A 20,701-nucleotide genomic window follows, 5' to 3' on the forward strand; every position below is an offset into this window, starting at 1 on the left:
CCGGCTGCTGGTCTTTACCCATGCCAAGTCAGAAGGCGATAAGCGCATACCTCTGCCACGGTCTCTCCCTCTGACAACCTCCCTCTTCTCCATGGTTGGATCAGCACAGGGTGATCTCTGCTTTGCCCCTGTTTTTCTCATCTGTGCTTCTCTATTCGTTCCGGCTTGCAAACCGTAGCCACTGCCTGGACTGACTTCTTGACTATCATGTAATTATTCGTATACTACAATATACGCTCTTTTGCGAACAACTCCCTGCTCCAGGATGGAGATGCAGGCGGGCAACAGTATCATCCCCTCTTCAGCCGCAAGCACAGCATCGTGCTCCGCCAACCAAATTGTTCTATGAGACTATTCAAGAGCCTTTCCCAAACCCTGACCTGGAGTCTGATTCTCATGGCCGTGTTATCCACCGGCATGGTCGGATCACTTTGGCTCTATGGGGAATACAGTAAATTTGGTTATGAAATCAAACACCTGAAAAGGGAATATCTGGCCAGCCAGCAACAGGAGATCAAAGAGGAGGTGGACCGGACGATAGCATTTATTGAATACCAGCGAAAATCAACCGAAAATCAACTCAAACACAACATCAGAGATCGTGTCTACGAGGCTGTTGCCCTGGCCGAACATCTCCATCAAACCTACCAAGACCTCAAGAGTGGAGAAGAAATCCAGCTACTGATCAGGGAGGCCTTACGCTCGCTGCAGTTCAACCAGGGACGGGGCTACTTCTTCATTTATGACATGGAGGGCAACAACATCCTGCTTCCCTTCTCTCCCCATCTGGAAGGTACAAATCTCTGGAACCTGCAAGACAGCAGGGGAAGCTACAATGTTCAAAGAATAACGGCCATGGTCAAAAGCCAGGGAGAGGGTTTTCTGCGCTGGTACTGGTATAAGCCCGGCAACAAGAAGCAGATGGCTGAAAAAATAGGTTTTTCAAAATATTTCGAGCCCTATGGCTGGTGGATCGGCACCGGGGAGTATGTTGAAGACGTTGAAAAGGACATTCAGCAACAGACCCTGGACAGGATCAATGCGATCCGCTTTGGAGATGACGGCTACATTTTTGTCTATGATTTCGATGCAACCACCCTGGCCCACTTTAAACAGAAAAACATCGGTATCAATCGCTGGGACTTTAAAGATGCCAACGGAATATACGTGCTCAGGGAGCTGATCACCATGAGTCAGCAGAAGGAAGGCGGCTTTCTCTCCTATGTCGGAACCATCCGCCCGAGCACAGGGCTGCCTGCTCCTAAGATCGGCTATGCCCGTTCGGTGGACGACTGGCGCTGGATGGTAGGGGCCGGGGTGTATGTTGACGCCATCGACGAAATCTTGGAAACCAGGCGTGCGGCCCTGATCTCCAAGATCAAGGCCCACCTTGTTACAATATTCGCCTTTCTCGCCATCTCCCTGCTGGTCATTATCCTGATTTCCAGATACATCACCCGCAAGATTACCAACAACATGGAAACCTTCTCCCGTTTCTTTGAACAGGCTGCCAGTGACTCCATTACCATCCGGGATCAATCCCTCCATTTTTCAGAATTTAAAAGGCTGGCACGCTCGGCGAACCAGATGATCGATGAACGCAACAGGGCGAGCACCTCCCTGGAGAAACTGCAGGACCAACTCAACAGAAGCAAAAAAATGGAGGCCCTCGGCGTATTGGCCGGCGGCGTGGCCCATGACTTAAACAATGTCCTGTCAGCCATGGTCGGCTACCCTGACCTCATATTAGAGGACCTCCCTGAAAACAGCCCGTTGCGCCGATACATCCTTACCATCAAGGACTCAGGCCAAAAGGCGGCCGTAATCGTCCAGGATCTCTTGACCCTGGCCAGGCGCGGCGTGGCACAACGGGTCATCCTGGACGTAAACGGTCTGGTTGGCAACTACCTCAACTCCCCGGAACATGCCCAAATCCTGATAGAGCACCCCGAGGTAGAGGTCAAGACGGAATTAGACCCGGAACTGTTAACGATAAACGGTTCACGGGTACATCTTCAGAAGACGCTCATGAACCTGATCGCCAATGCAGCCGAAGCCCAGCCGACAGGCGGCATGATCCGGATTACCACCGAAAACAGATATATTGACCAACCCATCGGTGGTCACCCTGAAGTTCCTGAAGGAGAGTACGTACTCATAAGTGTAGAAGATCAAGGGGTTGGCATTGACACTGCCGACCTGGAACATATCTTTGAACCATTCTTCTCCAAGAAACAACTGGGGAAAAGCGGAACCGGCCTAGGCATGGCCGTTGTCTGGGGAACCATCCAGGATCACGACGGCTATATCAACGTTGCCACCTCGAAAGGTCAGGGAACCTTGTTTGAACTCTACTTCCCGGCCAGCCGCGAACAATCGCTGAGAGGGGAAAGCGCTGAAGATATAGCCCAGTATCGCGGTCAGGGGGAATCCATACTGGTGGTGGATGATCTCAAGGTACAGCGGGAACTGGCCCAGGACCTCCTCTGCCGCCTCGGTTACACGACAGAAACCGCCCCAAGCGGGGAAGCGACGCTGGAATATCTCAAGCACCATGAGGTTGACCTGGTGATACTCGACATGATTATGGATCCTGGAATCGATGGACTTGAGACCTTTAGACGCATACTTGAGATCCACCCGCAACAGAAGGCGATCATAGCCAGCGGCTACGCAGAGACCGATCGGATCAAGGAGGCCAGAGGTCTTGGGGTGGCCCAATACCTAAAGAAGCCCTACACCATAAACGCAATCGGCAAGGCCGTTAAACAGGGGCTGCGCCCCCTGTAATGGTCAGGCCCTGTCCCGCCGCCCGGACTACGCGGCAGGCTTCGACCCGGGGCAGAGCAGAATGGCACGAGTAGATCCGGTCCTCTCACCCGAGGTGCTCGGTTAAGCCATGATAGCCTGACTAAACCCCTACCTTAGCCAAAGGCCTGTTGCAGCGGCGAGATGATCGCCGCTGAGAGCAAGCGCCCACCCTCCCCCACACAGCTCAGTTTCCCTACCTCTGGATAGATCCCGGCCAAGGTGTTCAAAACGTCCCCCGGCCCCTGCACGACCAAGATCGGATACTGTAGCGTTCGCTCTTGCCATAGATTACAATGTGATGTAAATGGCCCTTGGTATATTCTCCCTCTTGAGGTTGTGATTCTTGCCGGGATCAACCAACTGGCTGCTCCCCCCTCCTGCCCATAACCGGACTCAACATTGGCTCTCCTTGGGTTTTGAGGGCTCTCTGCTCAGGCACAGGCCTAATTAGCTGTCTTATTAGGGAACCTGCAAGAGCCTTTTCCCCATCCGGCACAGGTGGAGGAGAGTGTATAGCGAAAGGAAGAGGAAATGGTCAAGATCCTTAAACGGTTCGAGCGAGCCTCTGTTCCAAAACACTTCTGAGCTGATGAGTAGCTGCGATGAATAAGAGAAGATCCAATTCTGAAGCAGGGAGAGGTGACATCCCCGAGCACTTCTTTCGCCTAGGGAGAAGAGCTGCCGGTGCAATCCTCACCCTTGTTATCCTCCTTGGCAGCCCCCTGGTGAGCGCCGGCCAGAAGCCACAAAGTGCCGACCTCCAGTCACCCTGGCCAGCGGCCTGTTATCTGGACGATAACTTTGTATTGCTCTATAAAATCATCAACTGGTGGAACACCAGCCTTCCTGAAGACGATACCCTGCTCTGCGGCGAAACCCTGCGCTGTCAGCACACCGGAAAGATCAAGGTCTCCTATAGGCCAGAGGCCAGGATACTCACCCTGAACATCCTGGATCAATTTGGTGACATGGTCTCAGCCCTCAAGCAGTGCCGCCACTGCTCTGGCCCCGGCCGGATGGAATGTAGCTGGTTGCATCCCGGCTACTTTGCCGACCCGAGGCCGGAGACAGCATCCGCCATGGGGCCTGGAGATGGCCTCCTTACCTTCAGAGGGATCCCACCGGAACAGGCCCTCCTCTTTCAACAGATAGAAAAGGAGCTAAGCCTGGTGCTGGAGGGAAGGATAGGCGGCCTCCTCCTGGCCGACGGTACCATTGCCCTGCACCGGGCAGGCACTTTTCTAAAGCCCTGCCCGCAACCGCCCCCTGGCCAGACCAGCCAGCAGCCAAGCACCCTGCTTATCAAAAACAGACAGAGTAATGAGATCATAGCAAAATACGTTGCGATCTATGATCAGGCATGCGGCAAGGACCGTTAGCTGCGGTCAGCCACAGGGAGGTCGACCCATCCTACCCAGGATGAAGCTGCTGCAGGCTAACTTGTAGAATAGCACCGGGTATCACCTTAAAGATCGGAAGAGAAAACATGATTGATCCAGAAAACCAGCAGTCCCTTTCCTCGCTCGCCTCTGCCATTCAGACCAACCAGGTCTCCTCAAGGGAGGTGGTGGAGTCCTACCTCCGACAGATCAGGCGCGTTAACCCGAAGCTCAATGCAGTGGTCCGGCTCTCTGCTGAATCGGCCCTGGCCCAGGCAACCAGGGCAGACCAGGCACTGACAAAGGGTACCCTCCTGGGGCCGCTCCATGGTATCCCGATGACCATCAAGGATTCCTTCGACACCGCAGGGATCGTCTCCACAGGCGGGACCCTGGGAAGGTCGGACTTTATCCCCACCAGGGATGCAACGGTGGTGAGCAGGCTGCGGGCGGCAGGGGCCATCCTCCTTGGCAAGACCAACACCTCGGAGTTTACCCTCTCCTACGATGCAGACAACCTGCTCTACGGCCGAACCAGCAATCCCTATGACCTTCAGCGCAGCTCAGGGGGGAGCAGTGGAGGGGCAGCAGCCATCGTTGCCGCCGGAGGATCACCCTTTGACATCGGCTCGGATTATGGCGGAAGCCTGCGCTATCCCGCACACTGCTGCGGAGTCTGCACCATCAAACCTACCTCTGGACGGGTGCCCCGGACCGGTCATATTCTGCCCTTTGGCGGCATGCTCGACTCCTTTCAACAGGTCGGCCCCATTGCCCGACGGGTTGAGGACCTGCAGCTGCTCCTGCCCCTTATCTGCGGACCCGACAACATTGACCCGTCCATCGTCCCCATGCCCCTGGCAGAGCCCGGCAGCATCGAACTCGGCTCCCTGCGGGTGAGCTATCACACCGACAACGGGATCCTGCCAGCCTCTCCGGAAACCAGGGAGGTGGTTCGCAGGGCAGCGGCCATACTTGAACAGGAAAGGCTTGTGGTTGAAGAGGCCCGGCCTGCTGGCCTCGAACAGAGCTACGAGCTTGGCCTGGGCTTATGGTCGGCAGACGGTGGAGCCATGATCGAACGGTTATTGACCGAGCATGGCACCGAGGAACACACCATTCCCTGGCTGGGGTTGGCCAAGCCCTTGGATGCAGGACAGCTCGATGCCCTGCTCGTGCGATGGTATCAGTATCGCAGCAGCATGCTCTCTATCTTTCAGGACTATGATCTGATTCTTTGCCCGGTGAATGCCCATCCGGCCCTGGCCCATGGGGCCATTGGCGCGGATCTGCGGGCCTTCAGCTACACCTCTGCCTATAACCTCACAGGATGGCCTGCGGTGGTGCTGCGAGGCGGGACCTCCGCCACAGGGCTCCCCATCGGCCTGCAGATTGTCGCAGCCCCGTGGAGAGAAGATCTCGCCCTGGCCCTAGCCGCCTTTCTGGAGCAGGCACTTGGGACATTCCCCCAACCAGGCTGCTCTGAGCCCATCAGCTGACAAACCCGCCGCCCCTCCCACCATGGTGAAGGGCCGCGGGGGAAGTAAGGGCAACCCTGGGCCACGGCAATCCCTGGATTGAACCACCGGTCCGGAGGCAGTATCAGCCAGTCTGGCAGGGTCGTCTCTTCACCGGGCCAGCAAAAACGCAGCGATTGTACAGAATCAGGCAATAAATGGTGCTTTCTTCCCGTAGCCCATAAAATTCACTTCCCCCTCTTCCCCGATACAGAACTGCTGACAAGCCGGCAGATCCATTGAGCAGCCACAACAACCAGGCCAATCCCACCGGCCAGCAGACTTAAGGCGGCAAGGGGCATGAACCAGCTCTCCTGCAGCACCCCATTCTCATCCAGATACTGATAGAAATAATTCTCCGCCCATCTGAAAAAAAGACCAAGAGACAGCAGGAACAGGCTCAACCATGACATTTTTGCTCTCATCATCATCCCTTTTATCCTCTTCCAAAACATAGCCTGGGTTGTATCGCCGGCTCCTGTTCATGTTCCGCCCTTGGCTTACAGCTAACCGGGAGTTTCTTCTCGTGCCTTTAACCATTTTCTGTTCTGCTGCACATTGCAGGCCTGACAGGCAATACACTGTAGCAGAAGAGCCACTTCATGGCTTGTAAAAATATTTAAAACCATTTTCCTCTTTTTAAGTAAAGAATGCCCTGTATCTCTCCGAAATAAGTAAAGGAAACTTCGAACCAACAATAGACCAAACTGATACCTGCTTCAAGTCGGCACCGATAGAGCGTCATAAGGGTAAAGGTCTAGGGCTACTGTTACCCGAGCTACCTTTAAGGCCACCTTGAAAAAATCCTTTTTCTTCCAATCTCGGTGTTGCGCTCGAAATTTTATCCTCGGAATATCAAACATATGCCTACGCTAAAATTTATCGCGCGCCTTGACCTTGATCGAAAAATTTCATTATTCAAGGTAACTTAAGTCTTTGTTGCGTCTGAGTATTTTCTTTTTCTTCCACCCTTGCCGCTCAAGATACCCTTGATAGAGGCTGGGGTAGCCAGAGCCTCTCTGGATTGCGGGTAGTCATTACATATCTTTTACCAGGGGAATCAGCATGATGATCAACAGCTACCATCCTTCTTTGTCCGGCACAACGCCGGGCCTGACAGGAAAACCTACTCTGCCTGATAAGGCCATATTTAAGCTAGATCGGCTCCAAGACACAACAGTCCAGACTCAACCTAAAAATATGGCTGGATCTCCGCCAGATCCGCTGGATAGCAGCCAGCCTGTTAGCCAAGAAAGAATGCCCCACTGGTTATTTCTAGAGGAAACCGTAGCCACTGGCACATTGAACAAAACCGTCAGCATTGAAGACAGCGCACGCCTATCAAACAATGTGCTGAAAGACGTGAGCCGGCAGATGGAGGCTGCCTTCTCCGCAGCTGGGATAACAAATGTGCCTCCAGTCTCGATAAATTTTGACTCGACAGGTAAGGTCATCGTAGGAAAACACCCGCAGCAGGAGGAAATCCAGGAGCTTTTTTCAAAGGACGAAACCCTGAGCTATAACCTCCACAATGCTCTTCGCTATAAAGAGCACACCATGTCCCTGGAATCAGGAGCCATATTTCAACAGGCCTACGGCAAAGCCTACGATACGCTCGGGCAGGCCGCAGCCGAGGCCCTGTTTGAGCGGTATATAAATATGGGTGAACCCAAGGCCAGCCTTGTCTTTGGCGAGGCCGGACTGGAAACGCTGTTTGCCGGTAAATCGGATCGGGATTACCTGGCAGGCATTTCTTCAGAACTCAACCTTGGATAGAGCATCCCTGCTGTCGGGGCGGCCCAGCGGAAGTTGAAGTTTCCGGATATTTGCTTCAGGATCTCGCTCCAGTGGAACACGCTAAAAAAGGAATCAAGGAAACGCTATCCCGGCGAACAAGGTAACCATCCTGAAGCGATACCTTGTTGAGCGTGAAAGATCATTCCCCTGGGCAGATGATTAAGGCCACCTTGAAAAAAAGCTTTTTCTTCCATTTAACCCACGCCTTGACCTTGATCGAAAAATCTCATTTTTCAAGGTACCCTTCAATGAGAACAGAAGGCGATAATGAATTCTCGTACCATTCTCACAGCTTGTCTCAGTTGCACTCTGGGATATGCTCTTTTTACTTTAACCTTGGAGTACCTCTCCAGGGCGGACAACGAGGCTCTAAGATTCCGCCCCTGGGAGGCCATGGAAAACTTTTTTTTTGGATGTGCCTTTTCCAGGGGCACCGGCGGTCTCATTTTAGGCGTATCGCTCCTGGTAACATACCTTGGAGCGTGGGTTCTTCTCGGTAATTGGTTCACCCGGAGATATCTGAAAAAATAGCCTACAAGCCTCACTGGTCGCTGAAATGAGTGGTGACCAGGCAACAGGAAGCACATTTACAGATGGTTTCCCTTACAAATCCGGAATCAAATCTACATTCCCCCCCGCTCAAGAACTGGAGGATACCAGCGCTGGAATGATACATATGCCTGGGCCTGCAGCTCGGTGCCCCTGAACCAGGCCCAGGGGATAGTATCTCAATATTCAGATATTCTCGACCTGCCCGTGGTAGCCACCAGATCCACCACAGTCTCTCTGGAGACGCCCCGGCAGGATGCCCTGCAGGCAAAGGGATAGACCATGAGAGGTATTAGTGCGCCAGAAACAGACCCCATAAAACCAGAGGAGAGATCAGGTCGACAAAAAACACAGGGCCTGCGTTTCCCGGGTTGTTATTGGCTGTCTCGCGCTGCTCTTTCAGGTGGACAGAAAAGGCACCCAGTAAAAAGACCGAGGCAAAGACAATGGTGGCCAACCAGAATTCATCTCGAAAGAAGAAGCACAGCACTCCGCTGATCCCCAGCGCCAGGTTGCTAAACGCAACCTCCTTCTGAAAAGGATTCCCGGCAGGCCAGCCGATATAGGCCGCAACCCGCTCTCCCTGGAAGTAGTGGCCCATAAAGGCCCAGATCCCACCAAGGCCCACCTTTATAACCAACAACCAGAGAAGGAGCGTTGCCAGCCAGGGCGTATTCCAAAAGAATACATGACAGGCGGTAACCAGTAAGGCGACAAGCATCAGATAGACAACGTACATGGAGACTCCCTCGGTTAAATCGCTTGGAAAGACGGGACGTTTTGAAATAAATGGTATCAGGGCAACAGGGTAGGTGTCAAATATATGCGTAAGCAAATGATCCACCCTGGAAGCGCTCAACCCGCTTGCTCGAAAAATGTTTCCTTCCCAGGGATCTCAAGCGATCTACTGGCAGCCTGAGCCTTCCAGGATATCCTGGAGAAGTACAAGGAATCCGCCGGCTGATCAGCTCTATTCACAGCCAGGGACCAGAGCCGCAGACGAGCTAGCCAGAGAACAGCAAGAGCGCCAGACCGAGCCGGAAAGGTCCGTTGGGACAAAACTCAAGCCGCAGCGCCTCTCTTCCACGGGTGCTCTACTTTCAATTTGCCCTATCTGGCACGGTGTATTACATCTCCGTGGTGGAAAGAGGAAACATTTGGACAGAGCACGTTTTTTTAAGGCGAGCAGCGCATAGCTGTGAAGCCCCCTTCAACAGGTCGCTTTTAATATGAATAAAATTCAAGAAATAATAGAGCAGATCAAACAGCTTGAAAAAGAGTTGCTCCTGGAAATTCAGAAGAAAGAGGAGGATTTTTTTTACAGGGTACAGGGAAAGAAGGTCTACTTTGAAAAGGAGACCAAAAAATATCACAAGAAACTGGCGGTCAAGATATCCTCCTACCTCTCCAGTGCCTCGCTGTTCAACATTCTTACAGTGCCCTTTATCTGGAGTTGCCTGGCCCCTGCTCTGCTGATGGACATCACGGCCTCTCTCTACCAGTGCATCTGTTTTCGGATATACAGTATTCCGAGAGTAAACAGACGTGACTATATCGTCTTGGACCGTCAGAATCTTGATTACCTGAACTTCATCGAAAAATTAAACTGCTTTTATTGCGGCTACTTCAATGGTCTGATCGCCTACCTGCAAGAGATAGCCGCAAGAACAGAACAGTACTGGTGCCCGATAAAACATGCCAGAAAACTTGGCACCATCCACAACCGCTATCATAAATTCATGGAATATGGCGACAGTCAGCAGTATCACCTGAGACTTGAACAGATACGACGCGACTTTAACGACCTCAGAGAGGATTGATAGCCTGGCACCGACCTGACCCAGCCCACAGACAGATGGGCGGATTGCCGCCTGCGCAGGAATGACCATCAACCAAGGTATGACTGAAAAGGGAGCCCAGGGCGGCTCATGCCTCGGCAGGATCGAGGGGAGCTGATTGCAGGCAGGCCCGTTGGCGGGCAGGAGACCGTGGTTGCCCCTTATACCGGAAGGACAGGGGGAGCAAAAAGGAAAGGCGTATCAGAATGAATTCTGATACGCCTTGTATTTCCTGGGGTGAGCGATGGGACTTGAACCCACGACCTCCGAGGCCACAACCCGGTGCTACCACCAGCTGAGCTACGCTCACCGCGAACGAGAGACTATTTACCCTTCTCCAGAGCTTTTGGCAAGGAAAAAATTAGCCTTCCAGATCTTTTTGGCAATGCTTACAGACTGTGGCCCGACTCTTGATCAGTTCCGTGCAAAAGGGGCACTCCTTGACAAAGTTATTGGCCAGCAGGGTGGACAGAGCCATATTGGTCAACTGCTCAAGGCTTGTGTCCCGAAAGGTCATGTTGCGGATGGGTTCCACACAGGCCAGGTCATTGAGGGGCACCAGCAACTCCACGGCCCGCTTACGATCAGCCAGCTTGGCACGCTCATCCAGGATCAGGGTCAGCACCGAGTCCAGGTCACCCTGCTCAACGCAGCTGTCCAGCGCGGCCACAGCCTCCCTTTCCTTCAGGTGGCGTTCATTCTTGGCCTTCATGGCCTCCACATCGACAATGGAGCCGGTAAAGGCATCATTACCGGCGACCATCATGTTATAGGTCTCGTTGGAGTTGGGAATTTCCATATGGCGATAGGAGCCGACATGACCATACTGATCTTCTATGTACTTCCACCCTTTAACAAAGAGGGGACAGTCGTTATTGAGGCAGATAAAGAGAAATTCTGAGCCCCAACCCAGCCCGTCCCCCACATGCACAGGGGGCGCATGACAGAGGGTTAGTTCCTTATTACAGTGGGGGCAGGTATGTTCTTCTTCGAGGTACTTCAGGGCAGCTGACAACATATGACAAAAAACTCCTGTTTAAAATAGAGGGATGAACGATCCGATCTCACCGACTGATGCACATGGCACCCCGAGGAAAGCAGATGGGTCTTGATACCGCAAAGAGGCCGGTGTAACCACGCCTGAGCCTGGCAACCGAGGGGTATTCAGGGGATACCTGCCACTGGACCAAGAGTTTAACCATTGGCTGCTGATTGGTCAACTCATGGGCTTAAATCATTTTCCCCAAGACCTCATCAACGGCCTTGGCCTGTTTCATCCGCTCCCGCAGAAAACCATCACTGAGATGGACGGCATTGTCATGGATCAGCTGACAGAGCTCCTCGATGCAGGCTCCATCTGCCAACTCCATGATCCGTTGGAGACTGCGTAAAAAATCCACCACTATCTTTCGGCCCTGACCGGAGGTGGAGAGTATTTCGGCATAGGTCCTGGGGTTCTGGGAATGAACCCTGGCCATGGCCAACATGGGATAGAGGGAGGTCAGGGTACAGTGGCTGGCAATCTCTTCACTGGTTATACCGTTCTCCTGGAGGGCCTGGGCAAGCGCCACAGAGATGGCGGTGGGCAACTTCTGACCTACCCCCATCAGCAGGTCATGCTGGGCAGGGGTATCCCGATAGATGTCGGCCCCATGCTTGTAGAGAAAGGCCTCGAGTTCGGAGCACAACAGTCCACTCCGCCGCGTCCTCACCACAATGGCATTCTTGTCTTTCATGGAGGCAGCCTGGGGACCCCAGAGGTTGTGGATCAGCATCACCTCCACCTTGCTGTTGGTGGACTCAAGGGCGGCATTGACCGTACCCTCTGACTCTCCGGCCAACAGCAGCAGCGCCTTATTGGCGCCGATCAGGGGGCCGTACTGGGCGATGGTCTCCACGGTTACCGAGATGGGAACACAGATGACAACCACATCCACGTGACGAATCATCTCTTCCGGTCGCAGGGAGGTGGAACGGCCGCTCATGAAAACCTTATAGCCCTCACTTTCCAGACGTCGAGCAAACCAGTCGCTCATGGCCCCGGTGCCGATGAAGCCGATGGCCTTGATGCGCTTGGTCCGCATGTCTATCCGGGGGAAGCTGCCCAGCACCTGAATGGCCCCAGGCTGCTGGATAACCTGCTGCTCGATATGGGTGATGGCCTTGGCCAAGACCTCGGTACTGATATGGCCTTCGGCCTCAAGATAGACCCGCAGCTTCTGACTCTTGAGGTCATTTTCCGAGCGCATGTCAAGGATATTGATCCCCCGCCGGGAGAATTCACCCAGGATATCAACCAGTAACCCCACCCGATCATCAAGGGGTTCGGTGACCAGGGTGGTGGCATCATAGCCCGAAGGCTTAGGCAGTTCATGGGAGAAGACGGCAAACCTGGTCCGGTTATGGGGGGCAACCTCCCGCTCAAGGACATAGAGATTGTGTTGCTGGAGCTTCTCGATGGTATCAATAAAGGCCACGCCCCGCTTCCCCTCCTGGAGCATCCGGGTCATCACCGGGGCCACCTCGGTCACGGCCATCTGATCCACGCCGGAGAGATGCTGATCGAGAAACTCCGAACACTGCTTGAACACTTCACGGCAACCGACCAGTAACTCGATGGTCTCAAGGCTCTCTTCCGGCCAGAGTGTTCCCAGGGAGAGGTCTGAATAGACGATGACGTTATCCACCCAGTAACCGGAGCTCAGCAGCTCAAAAATTCTGAAATACTGTTTATTCTCGCCTTCACGGGTATTATATACAGGAAGGATGGCACAGTCGACGTCCTGGTTGACAAAGGCTGAGATAATATTTCTGAAACTGGAATGGACCCGGATCACCGCATCATCGGCGTATTGCCTGGCTGCCTGACAGGCCAGGGAGTTCCGGGGGCCCAAGGTTGCAACGCTTAACATCATGACACCTTCTTAAGAGTGGAGACAAAAAAATGCAGACACGAGTACGGCTCCCGGCACGGGATCCCAAGGAGCACCACCCGCTGGCAGTAGCACTCATCATCGCGCCCTCAACGTGATTAACGACGTGAATAACGACGTGAATAACGACTGCTCAATAATATCGGAAAAACAGAAAATGACAAATAATAGTTCTCCCCTGAGATGATTCCGGCAGCTGGAGGGGTTGGCGAATACCTGGCCTCGCTCCGTCGATCCACCACCTTTGGCCCCCAGGTCATCGCCCACAGGAGTAGTGAGCAGCGCGGCGGGATCTTTGCGGCTCCGGAGATGCAGCAGGAACTGATTGCACCTCAGCTCCTCCAACTCCTTGAAAGCCGGGGAATCGGGCGTCTCTATGCACATCAGGCCGAGGCCATCGCCCACATCCGGGATGGTCGCAATGTGATTGTCGCCACCCCCACAGCCTCGGGCAAAAGCCTGATCTACAACCTGCCGGTCTTCCAGGAGCTGCTCAAGGATCCTCACTCCAAGGCCCTCTACCTCTTTCCCCTCAAGGCCCTGGCCCAGGACCAGCTCCAGACCATCAACGAGCTTGCAGCAGCCCTGCCCGAGGAGACAGTCGCTTCAGGGCGGAACCTGGCCGCCAGCTATGACGGCGACACCTCCCCCTACAGAAGACGCAAGCTCAGAGAGCAGTTGCCGGCTATCCTGATCACCAACCCGGACATGCTCCACCTCTCGCTGTTGCCCTACCATCAGCGCTGGCACCATTTTTTTGCCAAGTTACGCTACATAGTCATTGACGAGATCCACAGCTATCGAGGGGTCTTCGGCTCCCACGTCAGCTGGGTACTCCGCCGTCTCCTGCGGCTCTGCAGGCTCCACGGCTCCAGCCCGGTCCTTATCCTGGCCTCTGCCACCGTGGGCAACCCCACGACCCTGGCCCGAGAACTCTGCGGTCAACCCTTTGTGGAGGTGACCGAATCCGGAGCACCGCAGGCCGGCAAACACACCACCCTGATCAACCCCCTGGACTCTGCCGCAGGGGCGGCAACCCAGCTCCTGGCAGCGGCGGTCCAGCGAAGGCTACGGACCATCATCTATACCCAGTCGCGAAAGATGACCGAGTTGATCACCATCTGGGCCGGCAAAAGGCTGCCCGAGGCCCGGGAACGGATCGCCTCCTACCGGGCGGGCTTCCTGCCGGAGGATCGGCGCGAAATTGAAAGCCGACTGGCCTCGGGCGACCTCTTGGCCGTGATTTCGACCTCTGCCCTGGAGCTGGGTATCGATATCGGCAGTCTGGATATCTGCATCCTGGTGGGCTATCCCGGATCCATCATGGCCAGTCGACAGCGGGCCGGCCGGGTCGGCCGCAGCAACCGGGAATCTGCTGTGATCCTCCTGGGCCAGGAAGATGCCCTGGACCAGTACTTCATGCGCAATCCTGATGATTTTTTCTCCCGCCCGGTGGAGTCGGTGACCCTCAACCCTGCCAACCCCTGTATTGCCGGCCAACACCTCTGCTGCGCGGCCGCAGAGCAACCCCTCCGGGCCGGCGAACCACTGCTGGATTCCCGGCAGCTGGCCCCTGCCATGGCCGGGGCCGTGGAATGCGGAGAGCTGCTCCAATCCGCCGACGGCAACACCTGGTTTGCAGCCCGCAAGTATCCCCAACGCCGGCTCAACATCCGCGGCAGCGGCCGGCCCTTCACCATCTGTTCCACTCACCTTAGCACTCCCCTGGGCGAGGTGGACGGCAACCGGGTCTTCAGCGAATGCCACCCCGGGGCCATCTATCTGCACATGGCCCGCAGCTACCGGGTCGAAGCCCTGGACACGGCCAATGCAGAGGTCCGGGTGACCCCGGACAGCCCCAACTACTTTACCCGGCCCCTGGCCAGCAAGGAAACCACCATTGTGGAGACCTTCTCCTCCCGGCGACAGGGGGAGGTGGAACTTTCTTTCGGCAAACTGCGGGTAACCGAGACCATCATCGGCTATGAGAAGATCAGGACCGGCAGCATGCATTCCCTGGGACGATTCAAGTTGAATCTGCCTCCCCAGACCTTTGTAACCGAAGGCTTCTGGATCACCCTGCCGCCGGAGTTTATGAACCTCTGTGTGGCGCAGCAGTTGCACTACATGGGCGGTATCCATGCCATGGAACATGCGATCATCGGCCTGATGCCCCTGTTCGTGCTCTGTGACCGTAACGACCTGGGAGGGATCTCCTACCCCTGGTACGAACCACTGGCCAGCTCGACCATCTTTGTCTACGACGGCCAGGCCGGGGGGACCGGATTGAGCCGTGAGGCCTTTGCAGATATCTCAAGCCTGTTGAACAAGACCCTCCGGGCCACGGCCTCCTGCCCCTGCCAAAGCGGTTGCCCCAGCTGTGTGCATTCACCGAAATGTGGCTCAGGAAACCGGCCCATCGACAAGGCCGCAGCCCTGCTGCTGCTTCGCACCCTGGTGGAGAGCGGCTCAGGGAGGAACCGACCCGACCCCATGCCTCCACCCCAGGTTCGTCCCCTGGCTGCCCAGGTTGAGGCGAAGGACGAGATCGGAATCGAGTTCCCGGAAAACTACTGCGTGTTTGACCTGGAAACCAGACGATCGGCAGCCGAGGTGGGCGGTTGGCACCGGGCCCAGCGGATGGGGCTCAGTGTGGCGGTTCTCTATGATAACCGCCGTCAGGGCTATTACAGCTATAGGGAGGAGGAGGTTGAGGCCCTGATCGAGCGGCTCTTCTCCTTTGAGCTGATCATCGGCTTCAACAACAAGCGTTTTGACAACAGGGTACTCTCGGCCTACACCCAGCGGCCACTCGCCAGCCTCCCCAGCCTGGATCTGCTGGAACAGATCACTCTCCAGCTTGGTTACCGTCTCAGTCTGGATCGGCTGGCGGAAAAGACCCTGGGCAAGAGCAAGCAGGCGAATGGTCTCCAGGCCCTGGAGTGGTATCGACAGGGCGCATGGGAGCAACTGACCGCCTACTGCCGGGAGGATGTTGCCCTGACCCGAGACCTCTTTCTCTTTGGCTACCGGCAGCACTACCTGCTTTTTCAGAATAAGGCAGAACAGGTGGTACGGCTGCCGGTGCATTTTCAGGCTGCCATCCGGCGATTGGGCAAAGGCAAGCCTTCAGACGGGCCGGCGGCTATGGCCAGACCAGATTGGCAAAGATCCAGCCCTTGATCTGGGGATGACTGACCTTAACCCACTTGCCCTGACGCTGCTCCACCCGCAGGATCACATCCTTGGCCACGGTTCCCACCTTGGTCTCCTTGGTTCCAGGACCGGAACGGACATTGGCCTCCTTGACCTTGACAATCACATGGGAGGAGGGACGAACCAGGGTCTCGTAGATCCAGCCCTTGTCTCCCTCATAGTCTTCGATCTTGATCCACTTGCCCTTCTTAGAGAGAACCTTCAGCGGGTAGTTCTGGGGCAGCTGGTAGATGACCTCATATTTGGTATCAGGACCTGAACGGAGGTTGACTCCGTCCTTGGTTACGCTGAGGTAATCGGCAGCAGCGCTGCTCATGGCAGTGGTGCCGACCAGGGCTGCTGTGGTCAAACACGATAGTAGCAGGTTTTTGAAATGGCGTGGTCTCATCATACTCTCCTTTTTCTAGAGCCTTTGCTTCAATGACGGTCGTTGTCGGCTTGGGTCAACAACATAAAAAATTCCTGATTCCCCTTGGCGCCGCGTATGGGCGAGGCAATGGTTCCCCTGGAACAGAGGCCGATGGTGCGGGCATAGTCGACCACCATGGTGATGGCCTCCTCATGGAGGGCCTCATCGCTCACCACTCCGCCTGGGGCAACCTTGGCGGGCGGCAACTGGAACTGCGGTTTCACCAGGGCGACGATGGTCACCTGCCCCTGAAAAAAAGGGAGAATCGGGGCCAGAAGTTTGTTCAGGGAGATAAAGGAGGCATCGATCACGCAAAGATCGATGCGCTCGGGAATCTCCTTGCTGGTCAGAAAACGGGCGTTGGTCCGCTCCAGCACCACCACCCGGCTGTCCTGACGAAGCTTCCAGTCCAGAATCCCGTAGCCCACATCCACACAGTAGACCCGCCGGGCCTTATGCTGGAGCAGACAATCGGTGAATCCACCGGTGGAGGAGCCCAGATCCAGGCAGGTCAGGCCCTGGGGATCGACCCCGAACTTCTCAAGGGTGGTTTCCAGTTTCTCGCCTCCCCTGCTGACAAAACGTCTGCTGCTATGCAGCGCGATCTTGACCTGTTCATCATGCTGACTGGCAGCAGAGCTGCGCAGGATACCGTTCACCCGGATCTGCTCCAGGGCAATCAGTTCTCTGGCAGCCTCAAGATCTGCGGCGATCTGCCGTTCAACCAGCAGGGTATCCAGACGTTTTTTTCTGGCCATGGGGAAACGATCTGCTCCGGATTAGAGGTTGGCCAGCCGTGATTTGGCCTGGCTGGCCTCACTGCTGCTGGAGTACTCGCTGATCAACTTTTTATAGATGATCTTGGCGGTCTCGAGATCGGTGAGCTTCTCAAAGGACATCCCCTGTTTCAACAGGGCCTGGGGAGCGAGAGAGTCCCTCCGGTGGTTGGATATAACCTTCTGATAGTCGAGTATGGCCAGATCATACTCGCCCTGGAAGAAGAGGCACTCCCCCATGTAGAAGAGGGTCTCAGCCGCCCTTTTCCCCTGGGGATTCCCTGCCAGGACCTGCTCGAGTTCGCCATAGGCCTGCTGATATTTCTTAGCCTGAAACTGTTGCATAGCCTTGGCAAAGGGTCCGGCGGTTTCATCCGGGGTAATCACCGTTTCCACTGATGGTTTGGGGGAAGTGGTCCCTGTTGCGGCCTGTACCTGGGTGGAGGGCTTACTCGTGCTGCCGGCCCCGTCGACCACCCTGGCGCTCCCCACCCTGACCTTCTTCTCCAGGGGAAGGACTCTGGCCAGGCCCGAGCTGCCGGAGGCGGCAGCCACTACGGTCTGTCTTTTGGCCAGTTCCGCCCTCCTGGCTGCCTCGCGGGCACGTTGTTCAGCCTCGCGTACCTTGAGCTGCTGGAGCCGCTCCAGATTGCCACTGAGCCGGGCGAGCTGTTGTTCAAGCAGGGTGACCTGTTGACGCAGTTCCAGCTGGCGGGTGGAGTTCTCCGCGGCCATGGATTCGATCATGGCCTGGAGATTAGCCAGGTCCTCCTTACTCTGCTCTCGCTGCAGGCTGGCCTGGTGGGCATTCTCCTCGATCATGGACTTTAATCGCATGGTCTCACTTTCCACCTGATCAATCTTGTTGACAGAACTTGCCTGACGTTTCTGCATCTTGTTGACGGCGTTGCTCTTGACATCCTCCACCTTCTGGTTGACGGCACGAAGCTGATAATTCAATGCCCTGACCTCGTCCTGGGTTGCGCACTGGCTCAGCAGCAACACAGAACACCCAGCCATGGTGAGATTGCGAATAATTTTCATAAACACTCCCTTTTATTTCACGCTATACACCGGGAAGGCGACAGCCCAAATCCCGCTTAATTATCCCTTGTTGCCCAGCTGCCCTGCAGCACTCCTCTGCCGGGACAGTGAAACTGCTGCCTGCTCTCTGTCCGCTTCAAGGCCGTGGCGACCACTGGGGATAGGACTTGTTCCCCTTAAAGGGAAACAGCACCCGAAAGCCCTTACCGTTTTTGCCGATCAGACAGAGATCTGATTTTCCGTTCCTGCGCCTGGTAAAGGTTATCAGCTTACCGTCAGGCGACCAGGAGGGCGATTCGTAATCACCCCAACCGCTGCTCAGCTGCCGGACCCTGTTGCCCGCGGTATCCATGACAAAGAGCTGATAATGTCCATCCACCATGCCGGTAAAGGCGATCAGCTCGCCTGTGGGGGACCAGACCGGCTCACTGTTCTCGGAACGTTGGAAGGTCAACCTCTTCACCCGCTTGGTGGCCATCTCCATGGTATAGAGCTGGGGTCGTCTGCTCCGGTCAGAGACAAAGACCATGCTCCTCCCATCCGGAGAAAAAGAGGCAGAGACATTGATCCCGGAACGGCTGGTCAGTCGCTCCAACACCTTGCCCTGGCGATCCATCCGGTAGAGATCCGGGCTGCCGTCCTTACTCAGGGTAACCACCATGGTCTTACCGTCCGGGGTAAAGGCCGGTGCCAGGTTCATCCCCTTCTTCCTGGAGAGTGAGCGAGTGACCCGGTTCTGGCGAAGATCAGTGATGTAGAGATCCTGGTTACCACGATGGTAGGTCGTATAGGCCAGGAAGTTGCCGTCCGGGGTAAAGCGCGGCGAGACGCAGAGATGGCGGTGTTTGGTGATCTGCCGTTGCTTCCGTCCCAGGATATCGGTGAGATACACCTCTTTTTTCCCTGAGACGTCAGAGATATAGGCAATGGAGGTTCGACTGATGCCAGGCTCGCCGGTAAATTCTTCAATCAGGGCATCGGCAAGGCGCAACACCATATCATCCTGTTGCTTGCTGGTCCCGGTATAGCGACGCCCGGCCAGGAGCCTGTTTTCGGCGACATCCAGCAGACGCCCTTCAATCATCAAACTCCCGTTGCTGAGCCTGAACTTGGCCATCACCACATAATCGACCCCCATCCCCTTCCAGTCTGCCTCCTTGGCGCCTCCATACCTGCCGCCATCCACAAGATCAATGAAGCCGTGGAGCTCCAGGGCACGACCGAGCAACTCGGCCATCTCCGTTCCCTGCCTGGCAGGCGCGGCCGTGCCTTCGCTGCTGAAGGCCGGTACCGCGACCACGACCTTGCGAAGATCTGAGGCAGTGATGTCCAGGTAAACCCGTTCAGCATACGCTCGAGAGACCAGGGACAAGGCAACAAGGATCAGGGCAAAAAAGACCGCTGTAGGGACTTGGATCGATTTCATAGGGTGCATCATCGGTAGAGGTGATCAAGGGATATGGGGTTACATTTCCAGGGTTCCGGGTCTGAAGCGCAGGCCCACCTCAAGGGTGGCCTCTTTCATCAACTTGGGGAAACGGGGCATGGGTGCGGCCTTGTTGATGGTCTTAACCACCAGCTGATCAAAAAAACGATCATTGGATTTTTTCTCGATCATGGTTTTCATCACCCTGCCCTGGCGATCGATCTTGATGACCACGATCGCCTCCAGGCTGGGGTTCCACTTACGCATCTCCGGCAGAACCCAGTAGGCCTGGATATGCTGATAGAGGCTTGCCCAGTACTGACGGGCAACCACAGATTGGCGCTGGCCAGCCCCGGATTTGGCAGAAGACTTCGTCCGGGCACCACTGCTTGGGGCAAGGGCCCGCTGCTGCCGATACATGTCGGCCAGTGCCTTACGGGCATCCCGGGCCGCCTTCTCCGCCTCCTGCCTGGCCAACGCTGCACGCTTGGCGGCCGCCGCACGCCGTCGCTGTTCACGCTGCAGTTGTTCCCTCCGCTTTCTCTCCTGCTCGTCCCGGCGCAGCTCTGCGGCCCGTTGGGCCCGTTGCCGTTCCTCAGCCAGGCGGGTATCCGCCGCACGCTTCAACTTCCGTTTGAAGGGTCGCACGGAAACAGGTTTGGCAGCCGGCGGCGGTGCAGGGCTGCTCTCCACCGCCGCCGGAATCGTGAGCTCCGAGGCGACAACCGGCTCAGGGGGTGGGCTGGCAGAGGCTACAGGCTCGACAACCGGCTCAGGGGCCGGTTCCGGCTGCTCCTCCACTCCGCTGGGTTCGGGCAAGGAGATCAGATCCACGGTAACCACGTTGTCCAGCAGGGGTCTCTCCGGGAGCAGGCCAGGGGCATAGAGGGAAACCACGATTAGAGCAAGATGGAACAGCACTGCCGCCGCAGCAGCCTTCTGCCAGTTATTATCACCATCACGCTGCTGCAGGTAAAAGTCGGATTCCAAAATAGGTACAGCCATG

Annotated in this window: 15 protein-coding genes and 1 tRNA gene; 6 read left to right on the forward strand and 10 right to left on the reverse strand. The window is 55.8% G+C overall.

Going from position 1 to position 20,701, the window contains the following annotated elements:
• Positions 1 to 396 precede the first annotated feature (396 nt).
• The 3 genes from G494_RS0108910 to G494_RS22650 all read left to right on the forward strand — a co-directional run bounded on the left by G494_RS0108910 (position 397) and on the right by G494_RS22650 (position 5,689).
• Positions 397 to 2,790: a cache domain-containing protein gene (locus G494_RS0108910; protein ID WP_028584253.1), complete on the forward strand. Its 2,394-nt coding sequence runs from the start codon at positions 397 to 399 to the stop codon at positions 2,788 to 2,790.
• Positions 2,791 to 3,413: 623 nt separating this feature from the next.
• Positions 3,414 to 4,190 (forward strand): hypothetical protein, encoded by a 777-nt coding sequence (locus G494_RS0108920; RefSeq protein ID WP_028584254.1) that lies wholly within the window; start codon positions 3,414 to 3,416, stop codon positions 4,188 to 4,190.
• A gap of 107 nt (positions 4,191 to 4,297) precedes the next feature.
• Positions 4,298 to 5,689, forward strand: coding sequence for an amidase (locus G494_RS22650; RefSeq protein WP_051305549.1), 1,392 nt, complete (start codon positions 4,298 to 4,300; stop codon positions 5,687 to 5,689).
• Positions 5,690 to 5,895: 206 nt separating this feature from the next.
• Here G494_RS22650 and G494_RS0108930 read toward each other — a convergent pair whose 3' ends face one another.
• The gene (locus tag G494_RS0108930) at positions 5,896 to 6,138 is read right to left on the reverse strand and encodes a DUF3955 domain-containing protein (RefSeq protein ID WP_084456622.1); all 243 of its coding nucleotides are present in this window, start codon (positions 6,136 to 6,138) and stop codon (positions 5,896 to 5,898) included.
• 634 nt (positions 6,139 to 6,772) lie between these two features.
• On the opposite strand from G494_RS0108930, the gene G494_RS0108935 reads away from it, so the two are divergent.
• Positions 6,773 to 7,483: a hypothetical protein gene (locus G494_RS0108935; protein WP_153305816.1), complete on the forward strand. Its 711-nt coding sequence runs from the start codon at positions 6,773 to 6,775 to the stop codon at positions 7,481 to 7,483.
• 862 nt (positions 7,484 to 8,345) lie between these two features.
• Here the strand turns inward: G494_RS0108935 and G494_RS0108940 are convergent.
• On the reverse strand, positions 8,346 to 8,897 hold the full coding sequence (locus G494_RS0108940) for a DUF6790 family protein (protein WP_161629963.1): 552 nt from the start codon (positions 8,895 to 8,897) through the stop codon (positions 8,346 to 8,348).
• Positions 8,898 to 9,282: 385 nt separating this feature from the next.
• Here G494_RS0108940 and G494_RS0108945 point away from each other — a divergent pair, with 385 nt between their 5' ends.
• Positions 9,283 to 9,873, forward strand: a complete 591-nt coding sequence (locus G494_RS0108945; RefSeq protein ID WP_028584258.1) for a hypothetical protein — start codon at positions 9,283 to 9,285, stop codon at positions 9,871 to 9,873.
• A gap of 251 nt (positions 9,874 to 10,124) precedes the next feature.
• On the opposite strand, the gene G494_RS0108950 is transcribed toward G494_RS0108945, so the two are convergent.
• The 3 genes from G494_RS0108950 to G494_RS0108960 form a co-directional block, all read right to left on the reverse strand.
• A tRNA-His gene (locus G494_RS0108950) sits at positions 10,125 to 10,201 on the reverse strand.
• A gap of 51 nt (positions 10,202 to 10,252) precedes the next feature.
• The gene (locus tag G494_RS0108955; RefSeq protein ID WP_028584259.1) at positions 10,253 to 10,909 is read right to left on the reverse strand and encodes a hypothetical protein; all 657 of its coding nucleotides are present in this window, start codon (positions 10,907 to 10,909) and stop codon (positions 10,253 to 10,255) included.
• 211 nt (positions 10,910 to 11,120) lie between these two features.
• Entirely contained in the window at positions 11,121 to 12,806 is a 1,686-nt protein-coding gene (locus tag G494_RS0108960; protein ID WP_232362519.1) for a prephenate dehydratase domain-containing protein, read from the reverse strand.
• Positions 12,807 to 13,007: 201 nt separating this feature from the next.
• Between G494_RS0108960 and G494_RS22655 the strand changes: the two genes are divergently transcribed.
• Positions 13,008 to 16,007 carry a DEAD/DEAH box helicase gene (locus tag G494_RS22655; RefSeq protein WP_084456603.1) on the forward strand — a complete coding sequence of 1,000 codons (3,000 nt, stop codon included), beginning with the start codon at positions 13,008 to 13,010 and terminating at the stop codon, positions 16,005 to 16,007.
• Here the strand turns inward: G494_RS22655 and G494_RS22660 are convergent.
• From G494_RS22660 to G494_RS0108990, 5 genes are all read right to left on the reverse strand, one after another.
• Positions 15,970 to 16,431, reverse strand: a complete 462-nt coding sequence (locus G494_RS22660; RefSeq protein WP_084456605.1) for an SH3 domain-containing protein — start codon at positions 16,429 to 16,431, stop codon at positions 15,970 to 15,972. The genes G494_RS22655 and G494_RS22660 overlap by 38 nt on opposite strands.
• Positions 16,432 to 16,457: 26 nt before the next feature.
• On the reverse strand, positions 16,458 to 17,207 hold the full coding sequence (locus G494_RS0108975; protein WP_028584261.1) for a TlyA family RNA methyltransferase: 750 nt from the start codon (positions 17,205 to 17,207) through the stop codon (positions 16,458 to 16,460).
• A 21-nt stretch (positions 17,208 to 17,228) separates the two neighbouring features.
• Positions 17,229 to 18,269 carry a tetratricopeptide repeat protein gene (locus G494_RS0108980; RefSeq protein WP_028584262.1) on the reverse strand — a complete coding sequence of 347 codons (1,041 nt, stop codon included), beginning with the start codon at positions 18,267 to 18,269 and terminating at the stop codon, positions 17,229 to 17,231.
• A 136-nt stretch (positions 18,270 to 18,405) separates the two neighbouring features.
• Complete coding sequence (locus G494_RS0108985; protein ID WP_028584263.1) at positions 18,406 to 19,695, reverse strand: PD40 domain-containing protein; 1,290 nt, start codon at positions 19,693 to 19,695, stop codon at positions 18,406 to 18,408.
• A gap of 39 nt (positions 19,696 to 19,734) precedes the next feature.
• Positions 19,735 to 20,700, reverse strand: a complete 966-nt coding sequence (locus G494_RS0108990; RefSeq protein ID WP_028584264.1) for an energy transducer TonB — start codon at positions 20,698 to 20,700, stop codon at positions 19,735 to 19,737.
• Between the last annotated feature and the right edge of the window lies 1 nt (position 20,701).

It is taken from the genome of Desulfogranum mediterraneum DSM 13871 (assembly GCF_000429965.1).
GTDB lineage: Bacteria > Desulfobacterota > Desulfobulbia > Desulfobulbales > Desulfobulbaceae > Desulfogranum > Desulfogranum mediterraneum.

Coding starts and splice junctions, on each gene's coding strand:
- G494_RS0108910 (WP_028584253.1), top strand. CDS start 397: ATGGCCGTGTTATCCACCGGCATGGTCGGATCACTTTGGCTCTATGGG.
- G494_RS0108920 (WP_028584254.1), top strand. CDS start 3,414: ATGAATAAGAGAAGATCCAATTCTGAAGCAGGGAGAGGTGACATCCCC.
- G494_RS22650 (WP_051305549.1), top strand. CDS start 4,298: ATGATTGATCCAGAAAACCAGCAGTCCCTTTCCTCGCTCGCCTCTGCC.
- G494_RS0108930 (WP_084456622.1), bottom strand. CDS start 6,138: ATGATGATGAGAGCAAAAATGTCATGGTTGAGCCTGTTCCTGCTGTCT.
- G494_RS0108935 (WP_153305816.1), top strand. CDS start 6,773: ATGATGATCAACAGCTACCATCCTTCTTTGTCCGGCACAACGCCGGGC.
- G494_RS0108945 (WP_028584258.1), top strand. CDS start 9,283: ATGAATAAAATTCAAGAAATAATAGAGCAGATCAAACAGCTTGAAAAA.
- G494_RS0108955 (WP_028584259.1), bottom strand. CDS start 10,909: ATGTTGTCAGCTGCCCTGAAGTACCTCGAAGAAGAACATACCTGCCCC.
- G494_RS0108960 (WP_232362519.1), bottom strand. CDS start 12,806: ATGATGTTAAGCGTTGCAACCTTGGGCCCCCGGAACTCCCTGGCCTGT.
- G494_RS22655 (WP_084456603.1), top strand. CDS start 13,008: ATGATTCCGGCAGCTGGAGGGGTTGGCGAATACCTGGCCTCGCTCCGT.
- G494_RS22660 (WP_084456605.1), bottom strand. CDS start 16,431: ATGATGAGACCACGCCATTTCAAAAACCTGCTACTATCGTGTTTGACC.
- G494_RS0108975 (WP_028584261.1), bottom strand. CDS start 17,207: ATGGCCAGAAAAAAACGTCTGGATACCCTGCTGGTTGAACGGCAGATC.
- G494_RS0108980 (WP_028584262.1), bottom strand. CDS start 18,269: ATGAAAATTATTCGCAATCTCACCATGGCTGGGTGTTCTGTGTTGCTG.
- G494_RS0108985 (WP_028584263.1), bottom strand. CDS start 19,695: ATGAAATCGATCCAAGTCCCTACAGCGGTCTTTTTTGCCCTGATCCTT.
- G494_RS0108990 (WP_028584264.1), bottom strand. CDS start 20,700: ATGGCTGTACCTATTTTGGAATCCGACTTTTACCTGCAGCAGCGTGAT.